Source organism: Moraxella sp. FZFQ2102, assembly GCF_024137865.1.
In the GTDB taxonomy this organism is placed as follows: domain Bacteria; phylum Pseudomonadota; class Gammaproteobacteria; order Pseudomonadales; family Moraxellaceae; genus Moraxella.
Genome location: NZ_CP099960.1, coordinates 1,941,823 through 1,962,537, shown reverse-complemented (window position 1 = coordinate 1,962,537; position 20,715 = coordinate 1,941,823). Strand labels below are relative to the sequence as shown.

Annotated in this window: 16 protein-coding genes and 2 tRNA genes; 10 read left to right on the top strand and 8 right to left on the bottom strand. The window is 46.1% G+C overall.

The annotated features are described in order from the left end of the window. Positions 1 to 272: 272 nt before the first annotated feature. The gene (locus NGM44_RS09225; protein ID WP_253223372.1) at positions 273 to 1,451 is read left to right on the top strand and encodes an MFS transporter; all 1,179 of its coding nucleotides are present in this window, start codon (positions 273 to 275) and stop codon (positions 1,449 to 1,451) included. A gap of 38 nt (positions 1,452 to 1,489) precedes the next feature. After that, positions 1,490 to 2,095, top strand: coding sequence for a glutathione S-transferase N-terminal domain-containing protein (locus tag NGM44_RS09220; RefSeq protein WP_253223371.1), 606 nt, complete (start codon positions 1,490 to 1,492; stop codon positions 2,093 to 2,095). A 124-nt stretch (positions 2,096 to 2,219) separates the two neighbouring features. Here the strand turns inward: NGM44_RS09220 and NGM44_RS09215 are convergent, their stop codons facing one another. Continuing rightward, entirely contained in the window at positions 2,220 to 4,256 is a 2,037-nt protein-coding gene (locus NGM44_RS09215; protein WP_253223370.1) for a UvrD-helicase domain-containing protein, read from the bottom strand. Positions 4,257 to 4,546: 290 nt separating this feature from the next. Beyond that, on the bottom strand, positions 4,547 to 5,539 hold the full coding sequence (locus tag NGM44_RS09210) for a polyprenyl synthetase family protein (protein WP_253223369.1): 993 nt from the start codon (positions 5,537 to 5,539) through the stop codon (positions 4,547 to 4,549). A 320-nt stretch (positions 5,540 to 5,859) separates the two neighbouring features. Between NGM44_RS09210 and NGM44_RS09205 the strand changes: the two genes are divergently transcribed. The 8 genes from NGM44_RS09205 (at position 5,860) to NGM44_RS09170 (ending at position 13,651) form a co-directional block, all read left to right on the top strand. After that, positions 5,860 to 6,933, top strand: a complete 1,074-nt coding sequence (locus tag NGM44_RS09205) for a 3-deoxy-7-phosphoheptulonate synthase (RefSeq protein WP_253223368.1) — start codon at positions 5,860 to 5,862, stop codon at positions 6,931 to 6,933. A 78-nt stretch (positions 6,934 to 7,011) separates the two neighbouring features. Beyond that, positions 7,012 to 7,716 (top strand): Smr/MutS family protein, encoded by a 705-nt coding sequence (locus NGM44_RS09200; protein WP_253223367.1) that lies wholly within the window; start codon positions 7,012 to 7,014, stop codon positions 7,714 to 7,716. 31 nt (positions 7,717 to 7,747) lie between these two features. Then, a complete protein-coding gene (locus NGM44_RS09195; RefSeq protein WP_253224670.1) occupies positions 7,748 to 8,236 on the top strand; it encodes a glutathione peroxidase in 489 nt (162 codons plus the stop codon). 218 nt (positions 8,237 to 8,454) lie between these two features. Continuing rightward, a tRNA-Val gene (locus tag NGM44_RS09190) sits at positions 8,455 to 8,530 on the top strand. A gap of 4 nt (positions 8,531 to 8,534) precedes the next feature. Beyond that, positions 8,535 to 8,611: transfer RNA gene (locus NGM44_RS09185), tRNA-Asp, on the top strand. Positions 8,612 to 9,171: 560 nt separating this feature from the next. Then, positions 9,172 to 10,560, top strand: coding sequence for a DASS family sodium-coupled anion symporter (locus NGM44_RS09180; protein WP_253223366.1), 1,389 nt, complete (start codon positions 9,172 to 9,174; stop codon positions 10,558 to 10,560). A 338-nt stretch (positions 10,561 to 10,898) separates the two neighbouring features. After that, positions 10,899 to 12,401, top strand: coding sequence for a 30S ribosomal protein S12 methylthiotransferase RimO (gene rimO / locus NGM44_RS09175; protein ID WP_253223365.1), 1,503 nt, complete (start codon positions 10,899 to 10,901; stop codon positions 12,399 to 12,401). 101 nt (positions 12,402 to 12,502) lie between these two features. Continuing rightward, the gene (locus NGM44_RS09170; protein ID WP_253223364.1) at positions 12,503 to 13,651 is read left to right on the top strand and encodes a sugar transporter; all 1,149 of its coding nucleotides are present in this window, start codon (positions 12,503 to 12,505) and stop codon (positions 13,649 to 13,651) included. 117 nt (positions 13,652 to 13,768) lie between these two features. Here the strand turns inward: NGM44_RS09170 and NGM44_RS09165 are convergent, their stop codons facing one another. From NGM44_RS09165 to nuoK, 6 genes are all read right to left on the bottom strand, one after another. Next, entirely contained in the window at positions 13,769 to 14,425 is a 657-nt protein-coding gene (locus NGM44_RS09165) for a nicotinamidase (RefSeq protein WP_253223363.1), read from the bottom strand. Between the two features lie 3 nt (positions 14,426 to 14,428). Further along, a complete protein-coding gene (locus NGM44_RS09160) occupies positions 14,429 to 15,232 on the bottom strand; it encodes a ferredoxin--NADP reductase (protein ID WP_253223362.1) in 804 nt (267 codons plus the stop codon). 99 nt (positions 15,233 to 15,331) lie between these two features. Next, positions 15,332 to 16,810, bottom strand: coding sequence for an NADH-quinone oxidoreductase subunit N (locus tag NGM44_RS09155; RefSeq protein ID WP_253223361.1), 1,479 nt, complete (start codon positions 16,808 to 16,810; stop codon positions 15,332 to 15,334). 2 nt (positions 16,811 to 16,812) lie between these two features. Beyond that, on the bottom strand, positions 16,813 to 18,513 hold the full coding sequence (gene nuoM / locus NGM44_RS09150; protein ID WP_253223360.1) for an NADH-quinone oxidoreductase subunit M: 1,701 nt from the start codon (positions 18,511 to 18,513) through the stop codon (positions 16,813 to 16,815). A 1-nt stretch (position 18,514) separates the two neighbouring features. Further along, complete coding sequence (gene nuoL, locus NGM44_RS09145; RefSeq protein WP_253223359.1) at positions 18,515 to 20,386, bottom strand: NADH-quinone oxidoreductase subunit L; 1,872 nt, start codon at positions 20,384 to 20,386, stop codon at positions 18,515 to 18,517. Between the two features lie 3 nt (positions 20,387 to 20,389). After that, the gene (gene nuoK / locus NGM44_RS09140; RefSeq protein WP_371923549.1) at positions 20,390 to 20,668 is read right to left on the bottom strand and encodes an NADH-quinone oxidoreductase subunit NuoK; all 279 of its coding nucleotides are present in this window, start codon (positions 20,666 to 20,668) and stop codon (positions 20,390 to 20,392) included. Between the last annotated feature and the right edge of the window lie 47 nt (positions 20,669 to 20,715).

Here is a 20,715-nt window from a genome sequence, read left to right as displayed (position 1 = left end):
ATTTTGGGTGGATATTTTTAAATAAATTTATATTATTTTTACAAAACATCTTTATCAAGATGCATAAATCTGATTAATATTATAGAATTTTATTAAAATTTATTAAAAATATATTCATTTTAAATGATTTCAATTTGTTTTAAAAATTTTCCCATCAATCCTGCCCAATTCATCATCGAAATCTATAAACCCATTTTTATAACTGATATATCATTGCAACCATACCAAACTGTGTTACAATGCCTAAGATTTTTGTAAATTTTATATCAATCATGAATACCATCGCCCCACACAAAGCTGCGCCCACTTTGGCAGAGAAATTCACCGTCGCCATGATTGGCTTTTTTGCCTTTTTACAAGTCTATTCAGTGCAAGCGATTTTGCCCGTGCTGATTCATGATTTGAATGCCAATGAGATCGAAGCCGGGATGGCGGTCGGCGCAACGGTACTTGCCATCGCGGTGATGTCGCCATTTATGGGGATGCTGTCTGATGGCTTGGGGCGTAAGCCTTTCATTGTCGGCGGGCTATTTTTGCTTGCCATTCCCACAGGGCTCATCGGCATCAGTAGCAGCATGAGAGAGATTACGGTGTGGCGGTTCTTACAAGGGATTAGCGTACCAGGGATTACGGTGGTGCTGATCGCTTATATCAGCGAAGAATACAGCGAGCATCTGGCGACAATGATGGCGCTGTATGTGTCAGGCACGGTGCTGGGCGGGTTCAGCGGGCGGTTTTTTGCAGGACATCTTGAGCATTTTATCGGTTGGCGTTATGGCTATGGCGTGATGGCGATTTGTACGCTGATTGGTGCGCTGTGGGTGATGAAAACTTTGCCAAAATCGCGCAATTTCATCATCAGCGAAAGCTTTAAAAACGCTTTTGAGACGCTATTATCCCACACCAAAAATCCCCATGTCATCAGCAGTAGCGTACTGGGCGCGTGCGTGCTGTTTACCTTGGTAGGCTGCTTTACCTTTGTTAATCTGCACTTAGCGAACGCACCATATCAGCTAAGCACCGCAGCCCTTGCCAATATTTTTAGTATTTATCTGATCGGCATGGTCATCACGCCGATGTCAGCCAAAGTCACGGCGCGCTTTGGCACGACTACGACCATCATCGCCGCTGTGGTCACATCCGCCATCGGCATTGCGCTGACTTTGGCGACGCCGCTGTGGGTCGTCATCGCAGGACTGACTTTGATGTCGTCAGGCGTGTTCGTGACACAGTCGGCAACCATCGCCTATCTGACGAGCCATGTCTCACAAGGGCGATCGCTTGCCACGGGGATTTATTATATGTCCTACTATGGCGGCGGCTTTATCGGCGCGTGGATTTGTGCTTTGGTTTATGCGCGCGGACAGTGGGATTGGACAGTGATGGCGATTTTGCTACTGCAAGCCATTGCCTTGATGATTGTGCTGATTTTTATGCGTGGTCGTGATTGATTTCTATAAATTTTAAGTTAATAGAAAATTAGGAAAATATGATGAATAATATCCAAAAACCCACTTTATATGTCAGCACCACATCGCCATTTACACGGATGATCATCAGCATTGCGCATCTATACGGCGTGGATGCCAAGCTTGAATTTGTGTTGCCGTGGCAGACACCAAGTGAGCTGACCCAAGCCAATCCCTTAAGCCAAGTGCCTGCTTTGGTGCTGGCAGATGGTACAGTCATCACCGAAACAGCTTTGGTGCTACAAGCCTTAGTACCACAAGCGTTTGATGCTCAGACACTGCCTACACTCAGTAAGGCATTGGGGCTGTTACACCTAGGCGTGCGCAGTTTTACCATCGTGCATTTTGGCAAGAGTGATTGTGGCGATCATCCTTTGGTCACGCGTTCCAATACCTTATTGCAGCAAGCATTATCCGCCCTACCACCGCTTGAGTTTCAGCATAGTGCAGGCGACATCGCGCTGTATTGTGCGCTTGCGTGGCTTGAGTTGCGCTTACCACAAATTTATGACAGCTTAAGCGATATAAATAAACAAGCGGTTGCAGCTTTTGGCAATGATGAGCTGATACGAAAAACTTCGGCGGATGCGCTGGAGAAGCTTCCGAAGAGTGTGATGGGTTTGTAAAAAACTTACTTTAAAATCAAATATCTGTGCACAAATGCACCCTGCAAGCCCTACCAAAAAGCAAAATCGATTTGTAAAAATAAACCCAAGTGATGAGCTTGGGTTTATTTTTAAGTATATCAATCTACCCCTTCTTCTTCGCCGCAAGCATCGCTTGAATATTAGCAAGATATTCACTTGCCACTTGCTTGGAGTCTTTTTTGACCGCGCCTTTTTTGGCAGGGTAATCGATATGCTCAAGCGGCAATTCGTCTAAGAATCGCGATGGCGTTGTGGCTTTTAGATCTTTGCCAGCACGGCGTTTTTGGGCAAGTAGCAGCGTCAGCTCAAGGCGCGCGCGCGTGATGCCCACATACATCAGCCGCCGCTCTTCTTCGATGCTGTCGGTCAAGATCGAATTGCGATGTGGCAAAATCTCTTCTTCACAGCCGATGATATACACAAAGTCAAACTCAAGACCCTTAGCGGCGTGCAAGGTCATTAAGTTTACCTTATTGGTATTTTCTTCTTCTTGCTGCTGCTCCAGCATATCAAGCAGCACAAGCTTACGAATCACCGCATCGATGGTTTGCTCATCTTCATCTTCAGCGCGATTGATCAGCGCTGTGATGCTTGAGTACAGTGATTCGATATTATCAAGGCGCACCTTTTCTTGCTGCGGCGTTTTAGCATCATCTTTAATATAGTCAATGTAGCCAGTCTCAACAATCATCTGACGCACAAGCGGCATCGGATCAGGATTGTCATATAGATCGCGCGTATAGCGTTCGATAAATTCGCCAAAATCCGCCAAGGTATTGCTTGCCTTTGCGCCCACTGCCGCTTTTAGCCCTGCATGACTGCACGCAGACAGCAGCGAAATGCCGTATTCTTGGGCAAGCAGTCCCAATTTCTCAAGCGTTGCCGAACCCATACCGCGCTTTGGTGTGTTAATAATTCTTAAAAATGCTGCATCATCATCTGGATTGATAATGATCCGCAGATAGCTCATGATGTCTTTGATTTCGGTGCGTGCAAAGAATGATGTACCGCCTGATAGTTTATAAGGAATATCAAGCTGTCGCAATTCAGTTTCTAAGATTCGCGCTTGAAAATTACTGCGATACAGCACCGCATATTGATCCCAAGTATTACCATGACGCAAGCGATGCGTTAAGATTTCCTTAGCAACGCGTTCCACTTCATCAAGATCGCTTGGGCAAGTCACCACGCGAATCAGCTCGCCATGCCCTTTATCCGACCACAGCGCCTTTTCAAAGATATGCTCATTATTGGTGATTACTGAGTTTGCAGCGTTCAAAATGCGGTTGGTCGAGCGGTAATTTTGCTCAAGCTTCACCACGGTTAATGATGGAAAATCTTCTTTTAATAGCGCCATATTTTCAGGCTTCGCGCCACGCCACGCATAGATCGATTGATCATCGTCGCCAACGACAGTAAAGCGCGCCGTAACACCGACCAAAAGCTTGATCAGCTCATACTGCGCGGTGTTGGTATCTTGGTATTCATCGACCAATAAATAGCGGATGCGATTTTGCCACTTATCGCGCACTTCTTTATTTTCGCTCAAAATCCGCACTGGCATCACGATCAAATCATCAAAATCCACCGCATTATACGCGCGCAAATTCCGCTCATATAAGGCATACAGATGCACAAACATCATTTCTTCAGGATTGTCAATAGTCTCAGCAGCATCTTCAGGGGCGACAAGATCATTTTTCCAATCAGAAATCATCTTAATCGCTTTACCGACAAGCTCACGACTCTCCGCACCGCTCATGTTGTCGCGCATCATCAGCTCAGTCAAAAGTCGCTTAGAATCATCGCTGTCCATGATCGAAAAATTGGATTTCAGTGGTGTATTTTTTAGTTCAAATCGTAAGAATTGTAAGCCAAAATGGTGAAATGTCGAAACCGTCAAACCGCGCGTTTTCTCGCTTGGGAGCAGCTTTTGCACACGAGCTTTCATCTCACGCGCCGCCTTATTGGTAAAGGTCATCGCCGTGATGCGATCGGCTGGGATGTTGCAATTTTGGATCAGATGGGCGATTTTTTGGGTGATAACCGAAGTCTTGCCCGACCCTGCGCCCGCCAAAACCAACAAAGGCCCTGACACATGGATCATCGCTTCATGCTGCCTTGGATTGAGTTTGCTCATAGTGCTGATACTTCTTGATGATTGTGAAAACTGTTTATTATACGAGATTTTTTTCGGATTGTGGGAAGTTTCTTACTGCTGTTGCTGGGTTTGTTAATGGTAGTTGATATTATATTAATTAGCTTTATAAATTTATATTATAATTATTAATAATTAATTACACTTTTCCTATGAAAAAATGTTATCTCACCACACTTTTCATAGGAAAAAATGTAAAATCCAAAATTTAAGCACAAAAAATCAGCCAATTTCAACTCAAACTTTGAAAATGGCTGATTTTTATAAGGATTTTACACCAATCGACTGCTCGCAAGCTCCGTCAATTGATATAAGCCATCACGGTAGCGGTTAGCAGGTAGGTTCTCAAGCGCCTTTTGAGCAAGGCGTGTCTCTTCTAGCGCGCGTGATTTGCAATAATCCAGCGCACCTGATGACTGCACAAGCCCGATCAACAGGCTGACATCTTCTACCTTGCCTGTCTGCACCGCGATACGCAGCGTATCATAATGTACATCATTATTTTGTTTTAGAATTTCTAAAGTTTTGATGATTGGTAATGTCGGCTTACCTTCTGCCAAGTCATCGCCAAGATTCTTACCCATCACCGCCACATCACCTGTGAAATCCAGCACATCATCAATCATCTGAAACGCATTACCAAAATGATAAGCAAACGCACCCAAATCATCCAGATACTCATCACGACCTTGTAAAATCGCAGCACCCTTGGTCGCCATCATAAACAGACGCGAAGTCTTGCCATCGATGATTTGTAGATAATCAGCTTCTACTGTCTGTGGGTTGTGCTGATGCTGCAGCTGTAATACTTCCCCTTCAGCGATGTCACAAGTCCCATCACTGAACAGCTTAAGCAGGGGTAAATTATTAAATCCTACCAATAAATTAAATGAACGAGCAATCAGATAATCCCCCACTAGCACCGCCGTTGGATTATCCCAAGTGGCGTTCGCCGTCGGCTTACCGCGGCGCATACCGGACGCATCAATGACATCATCATGCACCAGTGTCGCCGTGTGCAGCATCTCAGTGATCGCCGCCAGCTGCATCGCCTGCTCACTTTGTACATCTTGTAGCATTCGCGCGGTCAAAAGCGTGATCAGCGGACGCATTCGCTTGCCGCCAGCATCGATGACATGCTTAGATACACTCATCACCAGCTGCACTTTAGAATTCAGACTGCCAAAAACCTGCTTATCCATGATGGCAAAATCTTCAGCGACGATCGATTGGATATTGGCATAAGTCGGGGTAGAAGTCGTCATAAATCGCTCAAACTTATTATTGAAAAAATCACTTTATCATACCACAAGCGCGGCAGTTACTCAAAAAATTTCCATGACTTGGCTTATGCAATGGGTTTATTAAATTGAGTGTATAATCCTTTGTATTTTAGCCAATCAATCCAGCAAGACTCATACAGTTGGTTTGCTTAGAACTATTTTTCATAACTATTTGACATATTTTTCTAAACCAAGTGTACATTAGTGCTTGTAATACACGCCAACAACAGGCATAATGTGGCATGAAATTTTGTGACGCTGCCCCTTTGTAGCCACAAACCCACCGACTAGGAAAGCCCATTATGATCACCCAAAATAAAGACATCGACGACGTGAACATCGACAAAATCATTCCGCTAATTACACCAAGCAGCCTAAAAGCCGAGCTACCACTATCTGATACCGCGTACCAAACCGTACTAGACGGCCGCAAAACCATCCAAAACATCCTAGATGGCATCGATAAGCGCGTACTGGTCGTGGTCGGCCCTTGCTCAATCCATGATCCTGTGGCAGCACATGAATATGCAGATAAACTAAAAGTGCTTGCAGAAGAGCTGAAAAATGAGCTGTTCATCGTCATGCGTGTCTATTTTGAAAAACCACGCACCACCACAGGCTGGAAAGGTCTGATCAATGACCCAGACATGAACGACAGCTTCGACATCGAAAAAGGTCTGCACATCGCAAGAAAGCTATTGCTTGAGCTGAACGAAAAAGGCCTGCCGTGCGCTACCGAAGCCCTAGATCCAAACACACCACAATATATGCAAGATCTGATCAGCTGGTCAGCCATTGGCGCGCGCACCACCGAGTCGCAGACACACCGTGAGATGAGCTCTGGTCTGTCTTGCCCAGTTGGCTTCAAAAACGGTACTGACGGCAGCATGACGGTCGCGGTCAATGCCATGCAAGCGGTGCAATCAGGTCACAGCTTCCTAGGTCTGTCAGCCGATGGTCAAGTGGCTATCATCAAATCAAAAGGTAACAAGTACGCCCATGTGGTGCTGCGCGGCGGCAATGACAAGCCAAACTATGACGAAACCGCCGTCGCCGCTGCCGAAAATGAACTTGCCAAAGGCAAAACCAATGGCAAAATCATGATCGACGCAAGCCATGCCAACAGCGGCAAAGACCCATACCTACAGCCGATGGTCATCAACAATGTCGCAGGTCAAATCGCCAAAGGCAACAAATCAATCATGGGTCTGATGATCGAAAGCCACCTAAAAGGCGGTCGCCAAAATATCCCAGCCAATCTTGCAGATCTAGAATACGGCAAATCAGTCACCGATGGCTGCCTAGATTGGGAAGCGACAGTTGAGACTTTACGCAGCTTTGCTAAAGAAGTCAAAGAGCATCTGCCAAACCGCTAATCGCAGGACACCACACAAAAGCCGTCGCCTTGACGGTTTTTGTCATTATATATTGATCAAAATTATTCAGAGCATCCCATGTCAAATCCAAGCTTTAAAGATTTATTATCCAAAGAACTACACGACAATCTCAAATCCCTTGCCAAGCCAAGCTCAAAGCCTGACAGCGAAACCGGCAAACCCACCGAACCTGTCGCACTGATGAACGCCAAGCAAGTGGCGGGCGAAGTCAAGCGCTTCAATCATGAACAAATCGACGAAGATAAAGTGCTGTTCATGCAGGCGATGAGCGGGGTTGCGCCCCTAAAAACCGATGAAGTGGTGCTTCACAAACCTGCCAAAGCCGACGAAAATGCCCTACGCCGCCGCGCTGCTGCTGAAGGCGGAGAAGACATCGGCGGCAACCTGTCTGATATGCAAGCGCTACTTAATCCTGTGGCAGGCGAAGCTTATCTGTCTTATAAAAATCCAACACTACAAAACAAAATCTTCGAGCAGCTAAAACAAGGCAAACTGCGCTGGTATGATGCGGTGGATTTGCACGGCTCAAGCATTGAAGATGCGCGCAATGCCGTACAGCTGCTGATTCACAATGCCATGACTAATGGCGAAACCGTGGTAAAAATCGTCCACGGCAAAGGTAAAAATGCCATCATCAAAACCTGCGTCAATGGTTGGCTACGACAAATCAGCGATGTCATGGCATTCGTCTCCGCCCCTGCCAATGACGGCGGTAATGGCGCGGTGCTCGTGCTATTAAAGCGTAAGAAGTTTGAGCAATAACATCAAAGCCATCACGAATACGGACAACGCCATGACCACCATTTATGACTTTTGCGCCCAAGATTTACAGGGTAATACCATCAATTTTGCTGACTTTACAGGCAAGGTACTGTTGATCGTCAATACCGCAAGCGAATGCGGATTCACCCCACAGTTTGCAGGACTGCAAGCCCTACATGAACAATATCATAAACAAGGGCTTGTGGTGATTGGCTTTCCGTGCAATCAATTTGGCAAACAAGAACCCAATGACGGTGTTGCCATTGGTGAATTTTGCCAAAGAAATTATGGCGTCGAATTTTTGATGATGCAAAAAATCGATGTCAATGGCGAGCACGCTCACCCGATTTATACTTGGCTCAAATCACAGCAAGGCGGACTCTTGACCGATGGCATCAAGTGGAATTTCACCAAATTTCTCATCGGTCGTGATGGCAAAGTCATCGACCGCTATACACCAATGACCAAGCCTGAAAATTTGACAGCAGATATCGAGACAGCCTTAGCAAAATCGCTCTAAGTTTGATGAAAATAAGTTATTAATTTTCAATAAGTTATAAACTTTATCACTAATTTATCAAATTTTTGATAAAAAAATGTTTGACACCTGTGTAAATTTCTATATAATACGCACCACAACGAACGAACACAGCAACACATTGTAGCGTGTTTGGTTCTAGACTTAAAATGTGATACCTTGACACAGTATCAATTTTCCAAATTGGAAAAGACATTTTAGGGTGGTTAGCTCAGTTGGTAGAGCATCTGCCTTACAAGCAGAGGGTCAGCGGTTCGATCCCGTTACCACCCACCACTATGCAGCGGTAGTTCAGTTGGTTAGAATACCGGCCTGTCACGCCGGGGGTCGCGGGTTCGAGCCCCGTCCGCTGCGCCACTTTTAGTGTAGCTTTTATAAGCTTTTCACTTTCTCCCCAAGTCTCCCCTGGCTTGGGGATTTTTTCTTTTGGTGGTTTCGCGCCTGCTTTAAGCTTTGGCATTATCACCTCCTTCTTTTTTCAATCTTATCTTTTTTTTGGCAACCCCCTCCCAGCCTCCTCCTTGAAAAGGAGGAGCTGTTCCTTTTCAGCTAATGCTTACAAGATACGGCTCCCTCCCCTTAATCAAGGGGAGGGTTGGGGTGGGGTTTGATGGAAAGAAAAAGAAGGGAAAATTACTCCTTTTTTAGCTAACACGAATCCCACCACAAATCATCTGTTTATGTTATAATTTGTATAAATAATTTGGATGACTCCCTATTGCATCCCTACTTTTATTATTCAATTCAAAATTACACCATTTAGACAATAATAATCTAACCATGGAAAATGATGCCGCAGCCCTGCGCCTGATTTAGCAATATGGTGCAGATGGATAGGCTGGCGGTTCACAATGAAATACAGTTGATTCACTTTGCAAGACTTGAGTGGCTGTTGTGCTTTATTTAGGAGTATGTTGATGAATTTGTTTTCGCAATTTCAGCAATCCAAACATCGAGGCTTAATCATCTTAGCCTTGGATTTGATTTTATTTTTCATATTGATTCACACGCTACCTTTTAGCCCGTCAGAAAATAAGGGCTTGGCGCTGCTGGTTTTTGCTGGCGTCTTATGGCTAACCGAAGCTTTTAATATCACCGTTACCGCGCTGATGATTCCTATTTTAGCCATCGGCATGGGATTATTAAAAACCAAAGATGCCTTTGCCACCTTTTCTGAGCCGATTATTTTTATGTTTTTTGGCGGCTTTGTTTTGGCAGCGGTCTTGCAAATTCAAGGTTTGGATAAAGTCTTGGCGCATTTTATCATCAAGCTTGCCAAGGGCAATTTGAAAAAGACAGTATTTTATCTGTTTTTCGCTACCGCCTTTATCTCCATGTGGATGAACAACACTGCCGTGGCTGCGATGATGCTGCCTTTGACCATAGGCATCCTAAGTGGTGTAAATATCGCTGAAGATCGTCGCACATACTCATTTGTCCTAATGGGCATTGCCTTTAGTGCCAATATTGGCGGTATCGGCACCTTGGTTGGTAGTGCACCCAATGGTATTTTGGCATCACAGTTGGATATTACCTTTGCCGAATGGCTAAAATTCGGCATGCCTGTTATGCTGCTACTATTGCCAAGTATGCTATTGTCACTATGGGTAGTCTTGCGCCCAAATCTCAATGCCAAATTCGACTTTAAAGTCGATGCCATCAAACTCACCCCACAAAACAAAACCACCCTAATCATCTTCTTTACCACCGTCCTGCTGCTGTGCTTTGGCTCAATCATCAACCCAATCATCTCAGGCGTTTTGGGTCTAGATGGCAAAATCGCAAGCTTTGATAGTGTCGTGGTGATGGTTGCGGTGATTGCCTTGATCGTAGCAGGTACGGCGACTTGGACGCAAATCCAAGAGCGTGTCGAATGGGGTATTTTAATGCTATTTGGTGGCGGTCTGACACTGAGCGTGGTGCTCAAAGACTCGGGTGCAAGCCAAATCATGGCAGACACCATCGTGCATTTGGTCTCTAGCCAACATTGGCTGGTGATTATGCTTGCTTTGACGGCATTTATCGTGTTTTTGACCGAATTTACTTCCAATACCGCAAGTGCTGCCTTGCTGATGCCGATTTTTATCGCAGTTGCACAATCACTGGGCATTGAACCGATTGCCCTTGCTGCCATCATCGCTTGTGGTGCCAGCTGCGCCTTTATGCTGCCAATTGCCACTCCACCAAATGCGATTGTCTTTGCTACAGGACATATTAAGTTTAAAGAAATGGTGCGTGTCGGCTTGCTATTAAACATCTGCTCGGTATTAATCATTGGCGGCTTGGCTTATTTCTTCTGGAAATAAGAATGACAAAAAATCAGCATGGCGATCGCTATGCTGATTTTTTTGATTCTAGATATTGTATTTACAGCATGGTGGTACTCACCCCGATTCTTGGTAGTTAGTAGCAGAAACCGCTTAGTGTCTTAAATTCCGTGACTTAGTTGATTTTAGTTTGATGCTTTAACCAAAAATAAGAAGTTACCTAATAACACTTTTGACAGTATAAGATGATTTTTTGCTATTACTTATCCATTACCGACCCAATCAATCACACCACACCATACCACCCCATACAATTCCTATGCATTTTATGCTAAAATAAGCAATTTTATTCAAAATCAGTCAGCCAAGAGCCAACTATGACCAGCACGCCAACCGTATTTGATCCAAAAAACCCAGCCCAAACGCCAAATCCCAACACGCCTGCCTATCACCATAAAGCCAATCATAACCAAAACCGCAGCATTGATGAATCCGCTGCCGCCATTGCACAAGCCTCAGGCAGTGCACCCAAAGTTGGCTTTGTGTCCTTGGGCTGCCCAAAGGCACTCGTGGATAGCGAACGCATCATCACCGAGCTGACTCGTGAAGGCTACCAAGTCGCCAAAGATTATGACGGTGCGGATTTGGTCGTGGTCAACACCTGTGGTTTTATTGAGTCGGCCGTCCAAGAGTCGCTCGATGCCATCGGTGAAGCCATCAACAAAAACGGTAAAGTCATCGTCACTGGCTGTTTGGGCAAAGATGCCGACAAAATCCGCACCATGCACCCATCGGTGCTGGCGGTCACTGGTGCACACGCCTATGATGAGGTGGTATCAGCCGTCACTCATCATGTACCAAAACCTGCCAAATCAAAGACTTATGATCCAAAAATCGATCTCATCAACGATGCAGGCATCAAGCTGACACCCAAGCATTATGCTTATCTAAAAATCTCAGAAGGCTGTAATCATCGCTGTACGTTTTGTATCATCCCATCATTGCGTGGTGATTTGGTCAGTCGTACCATCGATGGCGTAATAAAAGAAGCCGTCGCACTCAAAAATAGCGGTGTCAAAGAGCTACTCATCATCTCCCAAGACACCTCTGCCTACGGTGTCGATACCAAATACAAGACGGTATTTTGGGATGGTCAGCCGATTAAGACGAAGTTTTTTGATCTGTGCGAACAAATGGCAAAGCTAGGCATCTGGGTGCGTCTGCACTATGTTTATCCTTATCCCCATGTCGATCAAGTCGTACAACTCATGGCGGATAGCATGGCAAAATCAGGCGGTACAGGCGGACTGTTACCCTACCTTGACATTCCATTCCAACACGCCAGCCCAAGTGTGCTAAAAGCCATGAAACGCCCTGCAATGAGCGAAGACACCCTTGAGCGTATCCGTGCATGGCGTGCGATTTGCCCTGATATCGTCATTCGCTCAACTTTTGTGGTGGGCTTCCCTGGCGAAACTCAAGAAGATTTTGAATACCTACTTGACTGGCTAAAACAAGCGCGCCTTGATCGTGTCGGCTGCTTTACTTATTCAGAAGTCGAAGGCGCGGTGGCGAATGACTTGCCAAACCCTGTACCTGAGCACATCAAACAAGAACGCTATGAACAACTGATGGCACTTCAACAACAAATCAGCAGTGAAAAGCTTGCCGAAAAAGTGGGCAAACGCCTAGTCGTGCTCGTCGATGAGATTGATACCGAAGAAAATATCGCCATCTGTCGTAGTTATGCTGATGCGCCTGAGATTGACGGTCATGTGTATGTGGACAATATCGATACGACAGTCAAAGCTGGCGATATGCTGACGGTGACGATTGATGAAGCCAGCGACTATGATTTGTTTGCAAGCTTTGGTTCTTGATTCGCTTTTAAATAACTTTATAACCACCCAAAATCTACCACAAGCCATTCGCTGAATGGCTTTTTTTATCTCATATAATGATAACTAAATAATAACTAACCATGACCAACACCAACCAAAGCTTTCTACCTGTCATTATTCTTGCGTTATCCGCATTTATTTTTAATACCACTGAGTTTATCCCCATCGCCCTACTGACAGACATCGGTACCAGCTTTGGTATGACTGCCAGCCAAACAGGTATCATGATGACTGTGTATGCATGGATTGTTGCTGTGCTATCTTTGCCAATGATGCTTGCGACCGCTACCATCGAACGCAAAAAGCTACTGTTGATTCTTTTTGGCTTATTTGCCATCGGTCATATCGTCTCATACCTTGCTACCAGCTTTACCATGCTGCTTGTGAGCCGTGCGATCGTGGCGATTACCCATGCAGTATTTTGGTCAATCACTGCAAGCCTTGTCGTGCGTCTAGCACCCATTGGTAAAGAAACTCAAGCATTGGGACTACTATCCACAGGCAGTGCATTGGCAACCGTGCTAGGCTTGCCACTGGGTCGTGTACTAGGTCAGGCACTGGATTGGCGAACCAGTTTTGGGATGATTGGTGTGATTGCCATGTTTATCATGCTACTGCTCGCCTATCTACTACCGCGCTTACCTGCCAAAAATTCAGGGAATCTATCTAGCCTACCAAGCGTCATCAACAACAAGCCCTTGTTATCCGTCTATGCCATGATTGTGCTGACTGTTACAGCGCATTTTACTGCATATAGCTATATTGAGCCATTTGTGCTTGATATCACAGATTTTGGTGCAGATTTTGCGACGATGACTTTGCTGCTGTTTGGCGCAGCTGGGATTGTAGCAAGCATTTTGTTCGGTCGATATTACGAAAAACTGGGTGATCGATTTATTACCATAGCATTTGGCGGTATGCTTATTGGACTTGTTGGCTTGATGCCGATGGCTGACATACAGGGTATTTGGACAGTTTTGGTGTTTATTTGGGGCGTATCGCTGACCGCTTTGGCACTGTCATTACAGATTCGCGTGCTAAAACTTGCACCAAAAGCCACTGATGTCGCCATGTCGATTTTTTCGGGAATTTTCAATGTCGGTATTGGTGGCGGTGCGATGGTTGGCGGTCTTGTGATTGCAGGATTTGGCTTACCAATGATTGGCTATGTGGGTGCATTGATTTTGATAGGTGCGGTTGGGGTGTTTTTATACAGAAAAAAAGCATGACAACCGCCATGCTTTTAATTTATTTTAAAGATAATAGTCAAACAAATTTGAAATAAGGCAAGGAAAACAGGCGAAGTTGCACAAGCAGTACACGCACGAGTTCAACACAGCATTATTTCAAAGTTGGCAGACTGTAAATTTCTCAAAATCCAAATTCACCCCAAGTGCCTGCATATCATCAATGGCGTCTTGCAGTGAGCCATCTTGATCAATGGCAGCGGTCGCATCCATCAGCACCGTGCATTGATAGCCTAGGTTCACCGCATCGATCGTGGACCAAGTCACGCAATAATCGGTCGCGATACCAACAAAATACAAAGTATCAATGCCGCGCTGCTTCAGATAGCCATCCAAGCCTGTCATCGTGCCATCTGCTTCCATGAACGCCGAATAGCTATCCACCTGCGCATTATAACCCTTACGCAAAATCAGCTCGGCGTGCGGAATTGATAAATCGGCATGAAATTCGGCATCTTGTGTACCTTGCTCGCAGTGATTCGGCCACAGCACCTGCTCGCCATACGACAGCACAATGGTATCAAATGGCTTTTTGCCTTCGTGATGCTTGGCAAATGAAATGTGATTGCTCGGATGATAATCCTGCGTCAAAATCACATGGTCGAACTGCTTGGCGATTTCATTGATAATCGGCACGATACGCGCTGCATTTGGCACAGCCAGATTGCCTGTGATAAAGCCATTTTGGACATCGACGACGATCAGCGCGGTTTTGGCTTGATCGATATTTGCTAAAGATGGAAATTGAGTTGTCATAAGTCACCAATAATTTTCTACAGCGATATTACCGACGCCGCGGCGGTTCATGGTTAAGCCCTTTGCCTTGAGTGCTTCTTTGGTATCATCAACCATCTGCGGATTGCCGCACAGCATGGCATGGCAGTCTTGATCAAATGTGATGCCTGCAGTTTTTTCAAGCTCGCCATTGGCAATGAGTATCGGCAGTCGCTGATTTAGACAGCCCGCCACCGCTTCACGCGTGACGATTGGCACATAGATGAACTTGGCAGGATTATCCACTAAACTTGTAAAATCATCAGCAATCTGGTGGATTTTATCTTGATACGCCAATTCACTCACCGTACGCGCGCTATAAGCAAGCACAATATTATCATACTGCTGCCAAGTGTAGAGATCTTGCAGCATTGATAAAAATGGCGCAAGCCCTGTTCCTGTTGCAAGTAGCCACAGCGTATTTGGCTTTGGCTCTTGATAGCGCGATAAAGTCAAAAAGCCAAATGGCGTGGTGTTCAAATACAGCGTATCGCCCACTTGCAAATCTTTAAGCTGCGATGTAAACGCGCCATCAGGCACAACCACTGAGAAAAATTCCAGCGCTTCATCATAAGGCGATGACACCACCGAATACGCACGAAAAATGGTCTCATCGGGCGCATCTTTGCCTTGATTGGCGGCAAGCTTACTTGGATTGACTCCAAGGCGGACGAACTGCCCTGCTTCAAAACGAAAACCATCTGGTCTTGTGGTGGTAAAACTGAATAAAGAATCCGACCAGACGGTTTTTGATAATACGGTTAAGACGACGGCTTTGTCATCACTCATTGTTAAATTTTTCCTTATATTTTATCCTGCTAACTATACCAAAGCTCACAAAACAAAACAAGCACCATTTTGTGGTGCTTGTTCGGTCATGGGCGCGATTTAGCCAATGCTTGCAAATGACACCATCTGCATTAGACCTTCTGGCAAGATACCAAAGACCACCACCAGAACGGTGACAATCATCACCATGATACCACCAGCCTTGATGCCCCAATGCTCATGCGCATCGTATTCTAGCTGTACTTTTGGTTTTTGGTACAAGGTTACCAAAACGCGCAAATAGTAGTACAAACCGATGGCGCTGCCTAGGATCACCATACCTGCTGCCCAAAAGCGCACGCCTTGAACCGCGGTAAAGAAAATGGTGAACTTAGTGACAAAACCTGCCGTCAGCGGAATACCTGCCAATGACAATAACATCACTGTCAAGACACCTGACAGTACAGGACGACGCCAGAACAGACCTTGATAAAAACGCAGCTCATCCGCTTCGCCACTGATCGATGTATGACCGCGCTCACGGTACGGGCTTGACATCAAAGCAATCACACCGAATGCACCGATCGAAGTCAGCGCATACACCGCCATATACATACTGATGACGCTTGTGCTGCCTGAGCCGACTGACAACAGCGCGATCAGAGCATAGCCAATGTGCGCAATCGATGAATAAGCAAGCATACGCTTCAGGTTCTGTTGGCGAATGGCAAGTAAGTTACCCAATAGAATTGACAAGGCAATGATCAAAATCAGCACATTATCAAAGGCAGGCATCACAGGTACCATACTACCGATCATAAAGCGCAGTGCCAATGCCATCATCGCCACCTTGCTCACACTTGCTAAGAATGCCGCTACTGGCGCAGGTGCGCCTTCATAGACATCAGATACCCACGCGTGGAATGGTGCTGCTGATAGCTTGAAGGCGATCGCTGCCATCATCATCACAGAACCTGCGACGAATAGGCTTGAGACTTGGCCTGAGAACAGCAGTTTTGCCAATTCACCAAAGTACAAAGTACCTGCATCAGCATAGATCAGCGCCATGCCCATCAATAGGGTTGCTGATGCTGCTGCCGACATCACTAGGTATTTTAGACCCGCTTCTAGCGAACGCGCGCGCAAGAAAGTATAAGCAAGCATACCATACATCGGCACAGACAATAGCTCAAGGCTCATAAAGAATGATGCCAAATGCTGCGCGCCTGTCATCAGCATCGCGCCCATCGTTGAGATCAGCATCAATAGATACAGCTCGTCTTTATTGTCTTTCAATGTCTCAAAATAACCATAAGACAGTGTACAGCACGCCAATGCTGCGATGACGATCACACCCATATTGAACTTGGCAAATCCGTCAAATAGGTACAGATTGCCAAACGCTTCACCTGAGATGATCAACCCTGATGCTTGTGCGATCAATGCCAACAAGGCAATGTTCAAGCCGACGACGCTTAAGGTCGCCACCCAAAAATGCGAACGCTTGATGGCGATGGCAATCATCACCACGAGCGCTGTCAATGCCACCACAATCACTGGCAGCAGTGACGAAACAGATGCAAAAACCATACTATTCATAATCACTCCCCATGATTGTGGTTATCGCCCACTGGGCTAAAAGATTGATTTTCACCGCGCTCATACAAGCGATCGTGATTGTCGTGCATATATTCCGCCATCGACCCATCAATCAGACGCACACCATGCGCAGGCTCGGTGGCTTGTACTTGATTGGCATACGCTTGGGCGATCCACTGCATTGAGCCTTGTGATTTATCCATCACAGGCTGTGGGTATAGACCCAGCCATACCAGACCCGCGCCCAAGGTCAATAACAAGACCAATTCGCGCTTGCCAAGATCTTTTAGCTTACCACCATTTTGCTTGACCAATGCCACAGTGGTGTTGTCACCAAATAGTGCTTGATAAATCATGATCAGCGCATACAGGCCTGCCAAGACAAGGCTTGCTGTAGCGATGACAGTTGCGATCGGATGTAGTTCAAACGCACCAAGCAGAATCAGGATCTCACCGATGAAGTTACCTGTCCCTGGAATACCCAGCAGTGCCGCACTAAAGAACATCAGCAGCGGTGCAAAGTAGCGGAACTGACCCCACATACCACCCATCTTGGTCAAATCACGCGTATGTAAGCGTTCGTACAACTGACCTGCCATGATAAATAGCGCCGCACTCGACAGACCGTGCGCAATCATCTGCACCATCAAACCTTGTAGCGATACCAAAGTACCAGCGAACACCGCCAATACCACAAAGCCCATGTGTGACACGCTCGTATAAGCAAGCAGACGCTTGATGTCGGTTTGGGCAAAAGCAAGTAGTGCGCCATACACCACACCGATCATACCAAGCACGATGGCAACCGGAGCGAATTCAGCCGATGCTGTTGGGAATAATGGCAAGACAAAGCGCAACAGACCAAATGCCGCTGTCTTGATCAAGATACCTGCCAAGTCCACCGAACCTGCTGTCGGCGCTTGTGCGTGCGCGTCAGGCAGCCAGCTGTGCAGTGGGAATACTGGCAATTTCACCGCAAAACCAATGAAGAAGCACAGCATGATGATGTATTCCCACGCGCCCAGATTCAGACCCAGTAGGTCATGATAATCAAAGCTTAGCACGCCAGTTTGGCTAAAGTGAATGATGACAAGCAGCAAAATACCGATCAACATCACAAGACCTGATGCTTGGGTGTAGATGAAGAATTTGGTTGCGGCATATTCTTTGGTGCGACCGCCTGTGGCATTATGACCCCACAGCGCAATCAAGAAATAAATCGGCAACAGCATCATCTCCCAAAAGAAGAAGAATAAGAATAAGTCAATTGCCAAAAATACACCAATAACGCCGCCTAAGCTCCACAGCAGATTCAGCATAAAAAAGCCGACGCGTTTTTGGATTTCACCCCAAGAACAGCCCACCGCCATGATGCCAAGAAATGCTGTCAAAGCCACCATCAATAGCGACAGACCATCCATCGCTAGGTGGAATTTGATGCCTAAGCTTGGAATCCAAGGTAGCACAAACTGCGCTGCCCAAGGTAAATTTGCCTTATCCGCCATACCATCTGTTGCAAGCAAGGTATTAAAATTCCCCTGCTGCCACAACACAAGCGATAGACCAAATGTCACAATCATTGCAATCAAGGCAATCCATCGTGGCAAGCGATCGCTTACTTTTTCAATAAGCCAGCACAGCACACCTGCAATAAATGGAATTGCAATCAATGCTGGCAGTATCCAATTTTGTTCTAATGCCATCTTACACCACCATCATCATTGCCAAGATTAGAATAATTACTAAGCCAAAACCAAAGCCTGCCATGTGGGTGCGCAATAGCCCTGTTTGGGTTTTTGCAGTGATTTTGTTGCCCACAGATGCCAATGCCGGGAAAATACCGATCAGCTTATCGACAGGATCGGCTTTTAGCCCTTTGGTGATTGCCAAGAACGGCTTGACAAATACAATGTCATACAAAGCATCAAAGCCCAAACCGTGATAGCACCAGTGATACAGCGCGCCACCGATGGCAGTCTTTTTAAAGCCATCAACCAAGCGACCTTTATTCACTGCATACAATAGCACCGCCAAAATCAAGCCTGCCGCCATAAAGCCAGTAGCAATCAGTTCAGCCGTGTGCTTGGCGTGTGCTTCACCTGCAGCTTCAAGTGCCGCACCTGGACCCAATGGCAAGACATCAGCCAATGGCGGTACGATCATTGCACCGATACCAGTCGATAGCACAAGCAACACCACCAATGGCAGCCAGTATGAGATGCCCGATAGCTTGTGTGCGTGGGTTTTTTCTTCACCAAAGAAAGTGATCCAAATCATACGGAAAGTATAGATTGATGTTAAGAATGCACCAAAGACACCCGCCCAAAACAGCGTTTGGTAACCGCCAGCGTACGCTTCCCAAAGAATCGCTTCTTTAGAATAAAAGCCCACGGTAATCCAAGGCAGCGCAACCAGCGCACCACCACCGACAACAAAGCAAGCGAACACTAATGGGATTTTCTTATACAGACCACCCATTTTAAAGATGTTTTGCTCATGATGTACTGACAAGATCACCGCACCCGATGACAAAAATAGCAATGCCTTAAAGAATGCGTGCGTCATCAAGTGGAAAATCGCCACTTGCCATGCGCCCACGCCCAGTGCGATGAACATATAACCAAGCTGACTCATGGTGGAGTATGCCAAGATACGCTTGATATCGGTCTGCGCCAAGGCACAAAAACCCGCCACCAACATTGAGATTGCGCCAACACCACCAACCCAGTACAGCAGTACTTCAGGCGTCAGGATAAATAGCGGATGCATACGCGCGATCAGATACACGCCAGCTGTAACCATTGTCGCTGCGTGGATCAGTGCTGAGACAGGTGTCGGACCTGCCATCGCATCAGCCAGCCAAGTGTGTAGCGGAATCTGCGCTGACTTACCCCAAGCGCCACCAACCAACATCATGGTGGTCAAAATCATCGTTGGGTTATTGAGCGTAAATACTTCAGGTGCTTTGGTAATGATCTCAGAAATGGTCAAAGTGCCAAATTCACGGAACAATAAGAACAGACCAATTGCCAGGAACACATCACCGACACGCGTCACAGTAAATGCCTTGATCGCTGCACGACCATTAGCACGCTCGGTATAATAAAAGCCGATCAATAGATACGAGCAGATACCGACACCTTCCCAACCTAGGTAAAGTAGCAATAAGTTATCCGCTTGTACCAAAAGCAGCATACTTGCCACAAATAGGTTCAGATAGCTAAAAAAGCGTGCAAAACCTTCTTCACCCTTCATATACCATGAAGCGAATAGATGAATCAAAAAACCAATGCCAGTGATAATCCCTGTCATGGTCAAGGTCAAACCATCAAAATGCAAACCAAAAGCAGGGGCAAACTCACCCACTTTCAGCCATGTCCACAACGGCACATTGATTGCTTGACCATTATAATTATTCAAATACTCCATCGATGCCATCAATGCCGCAATTGCTGACAATGCCATCGAACCCACACCGATGATGGTTGCCATCATCTCAGATAGGCGATCTCGCAAACTTGCCAAGATCAAAAAACCAATCAGTGGGCAAATAAAAGTCCATGCTAACATACTCATAATTTACCCCTTCAATCTGCTAGCTTGATTCACATCAAGATTGCGGAATCGATGATAAAATTGCAACAAAATAGCCAAACCAATAGCAGCTTCAGCAGCTGCCAAAGTCAGGACAAAAATAAACATCACCTGCCCATCAGGACTGCCCCAAATATTACCGCCAATAACGAAAGCCAACGCGGTCGAGTTCATCATGATCTCAAGGCTCATCAGCATAAACAGCACATTGCGGCGCGCCATCACGCCAACCAGACCGATGGCGAATAAAATCGCGCACAACATCAGCGCGTGTGATACAGGAATGCCCAAATTGGCAATCTGTTCACTTG

What these genes read in the sequence shown, in the direction of transcription:
- nuoL (WP_253223359.1), bottom strand. Translation starts at nt 20,386, where the DNA reads ATGAGTATGTTAGCATGGACTTTTATTTGCCCACTGATTGGTTTTTTG.
- NGM44_RS09200 (WP_253223367.1), top strand. Translation starts at nt 7,012, where the DNA reads ATGTCAAATCCAAGCTTTAAAGATTTATTATCCAAAGAACTACACGAC.
- nuoK (WP_371923549.1), bottom strand. Translation starts at nt 20,668, where the DNA reads ATGTTGTGCGCGATTTTATTCGCCATCGGTCTGGTTGGCGTGATGGCG.
- rimO (WP_253223365.1), top strand. Translation starts at nt 10,899, where the DNA reads ATGACCAGCACGCCAACCGTATTTGATCCAAAAAACCCAGCCCAAACG.
- NGM44_RS09205 (WP_253223368.1), top strand. Translation starts at nt 5,860, where the DNA reads ATGATCACCCAAAATAAAGACATCGACGACGTGAACATCGACAAAATC.
- NGM44_RS09155 (WP_253223361.1), bottom strand. Translation starts at nt 16,810, where the DNA reads ATGAATAGTATGGTTTTTGCATCTGTTTCGTCACTGCTGCCAGTGATT.
- NGM44_RS09215 (WP_253223370.1), bottom strand. Translation starts at nt 4,256, where the DNA reads ATGAGCAAACTCAATCCAAGGCAGCATGAAGCGATGATCCATGTGTCA.
- NGM44_RS09220 (WP_253223371.1), top strand. Translation starts at nt 1,490, where the DNA reads ATGATGAATAATATCCAAAAACCCACTTTATATGTCAGCACCACATCG.
- NGM44_RS09210 (WP_253223369.1), bottom strand. Translation starts at nt 5,539, where the DNA reads ATGACGACTTCTACCCCGACTTATGCCAATATCCAATCGATCGTCGCT.
- NGM44_RS09195 (WP_253224670.1), top strand. Translation starts at nt 7,748, where the DNA reads ATGACCACCATTTATGACTTTTGCGCCCAAGATTTACAGGGTAATACC.
- NGM44_RS09225 (WP_253223372.1), top strand. Translation starts at nt 273, where the DNA reads ATGAATACCATCGCCCCACACAAAGCTGCGCCCACTTTGGCAGAGAAA.
- NGM44_RS09180 (WP_253223366.1), top strand. Translation starts at nt 9,172, where the DNA reads ATGAATTTGTTTTCGCAATTTCAGCAATCCAAACATCGAGGCTTAATC.
- NGM44_RS09170 (WP_253223364.1), top strand. Translation starts at nt 12,503, where the DNA reads ATGACCAACACCAACCAAAGCTTTCTACCTGTCATTATTCTTGCGTTA.
- NGM44_RS09160 (WP_253223362.1), bottom strand. Translation starts at nt 15,232, where the DNA reads ATGAGTGATGACAAAGCCGTCGTCTTAACCGTATTATCAAAAACCGTC.
- nuoM (WP_253223360.1), bottom strand. Translation starts at nt 18,513, where the DNA reads ATGGCATTAGAACAAAATTGGATACTGCCAGCATTGATTGCAATTCCA.
- NGM44_RS09165 (WP_253223363.1), bottom strand. Translation starts at nt 14,425, where the DNA reads ATGACAACTCAATTTCCATCTTTAGCAAATATCGATCAAGCCAAAACC.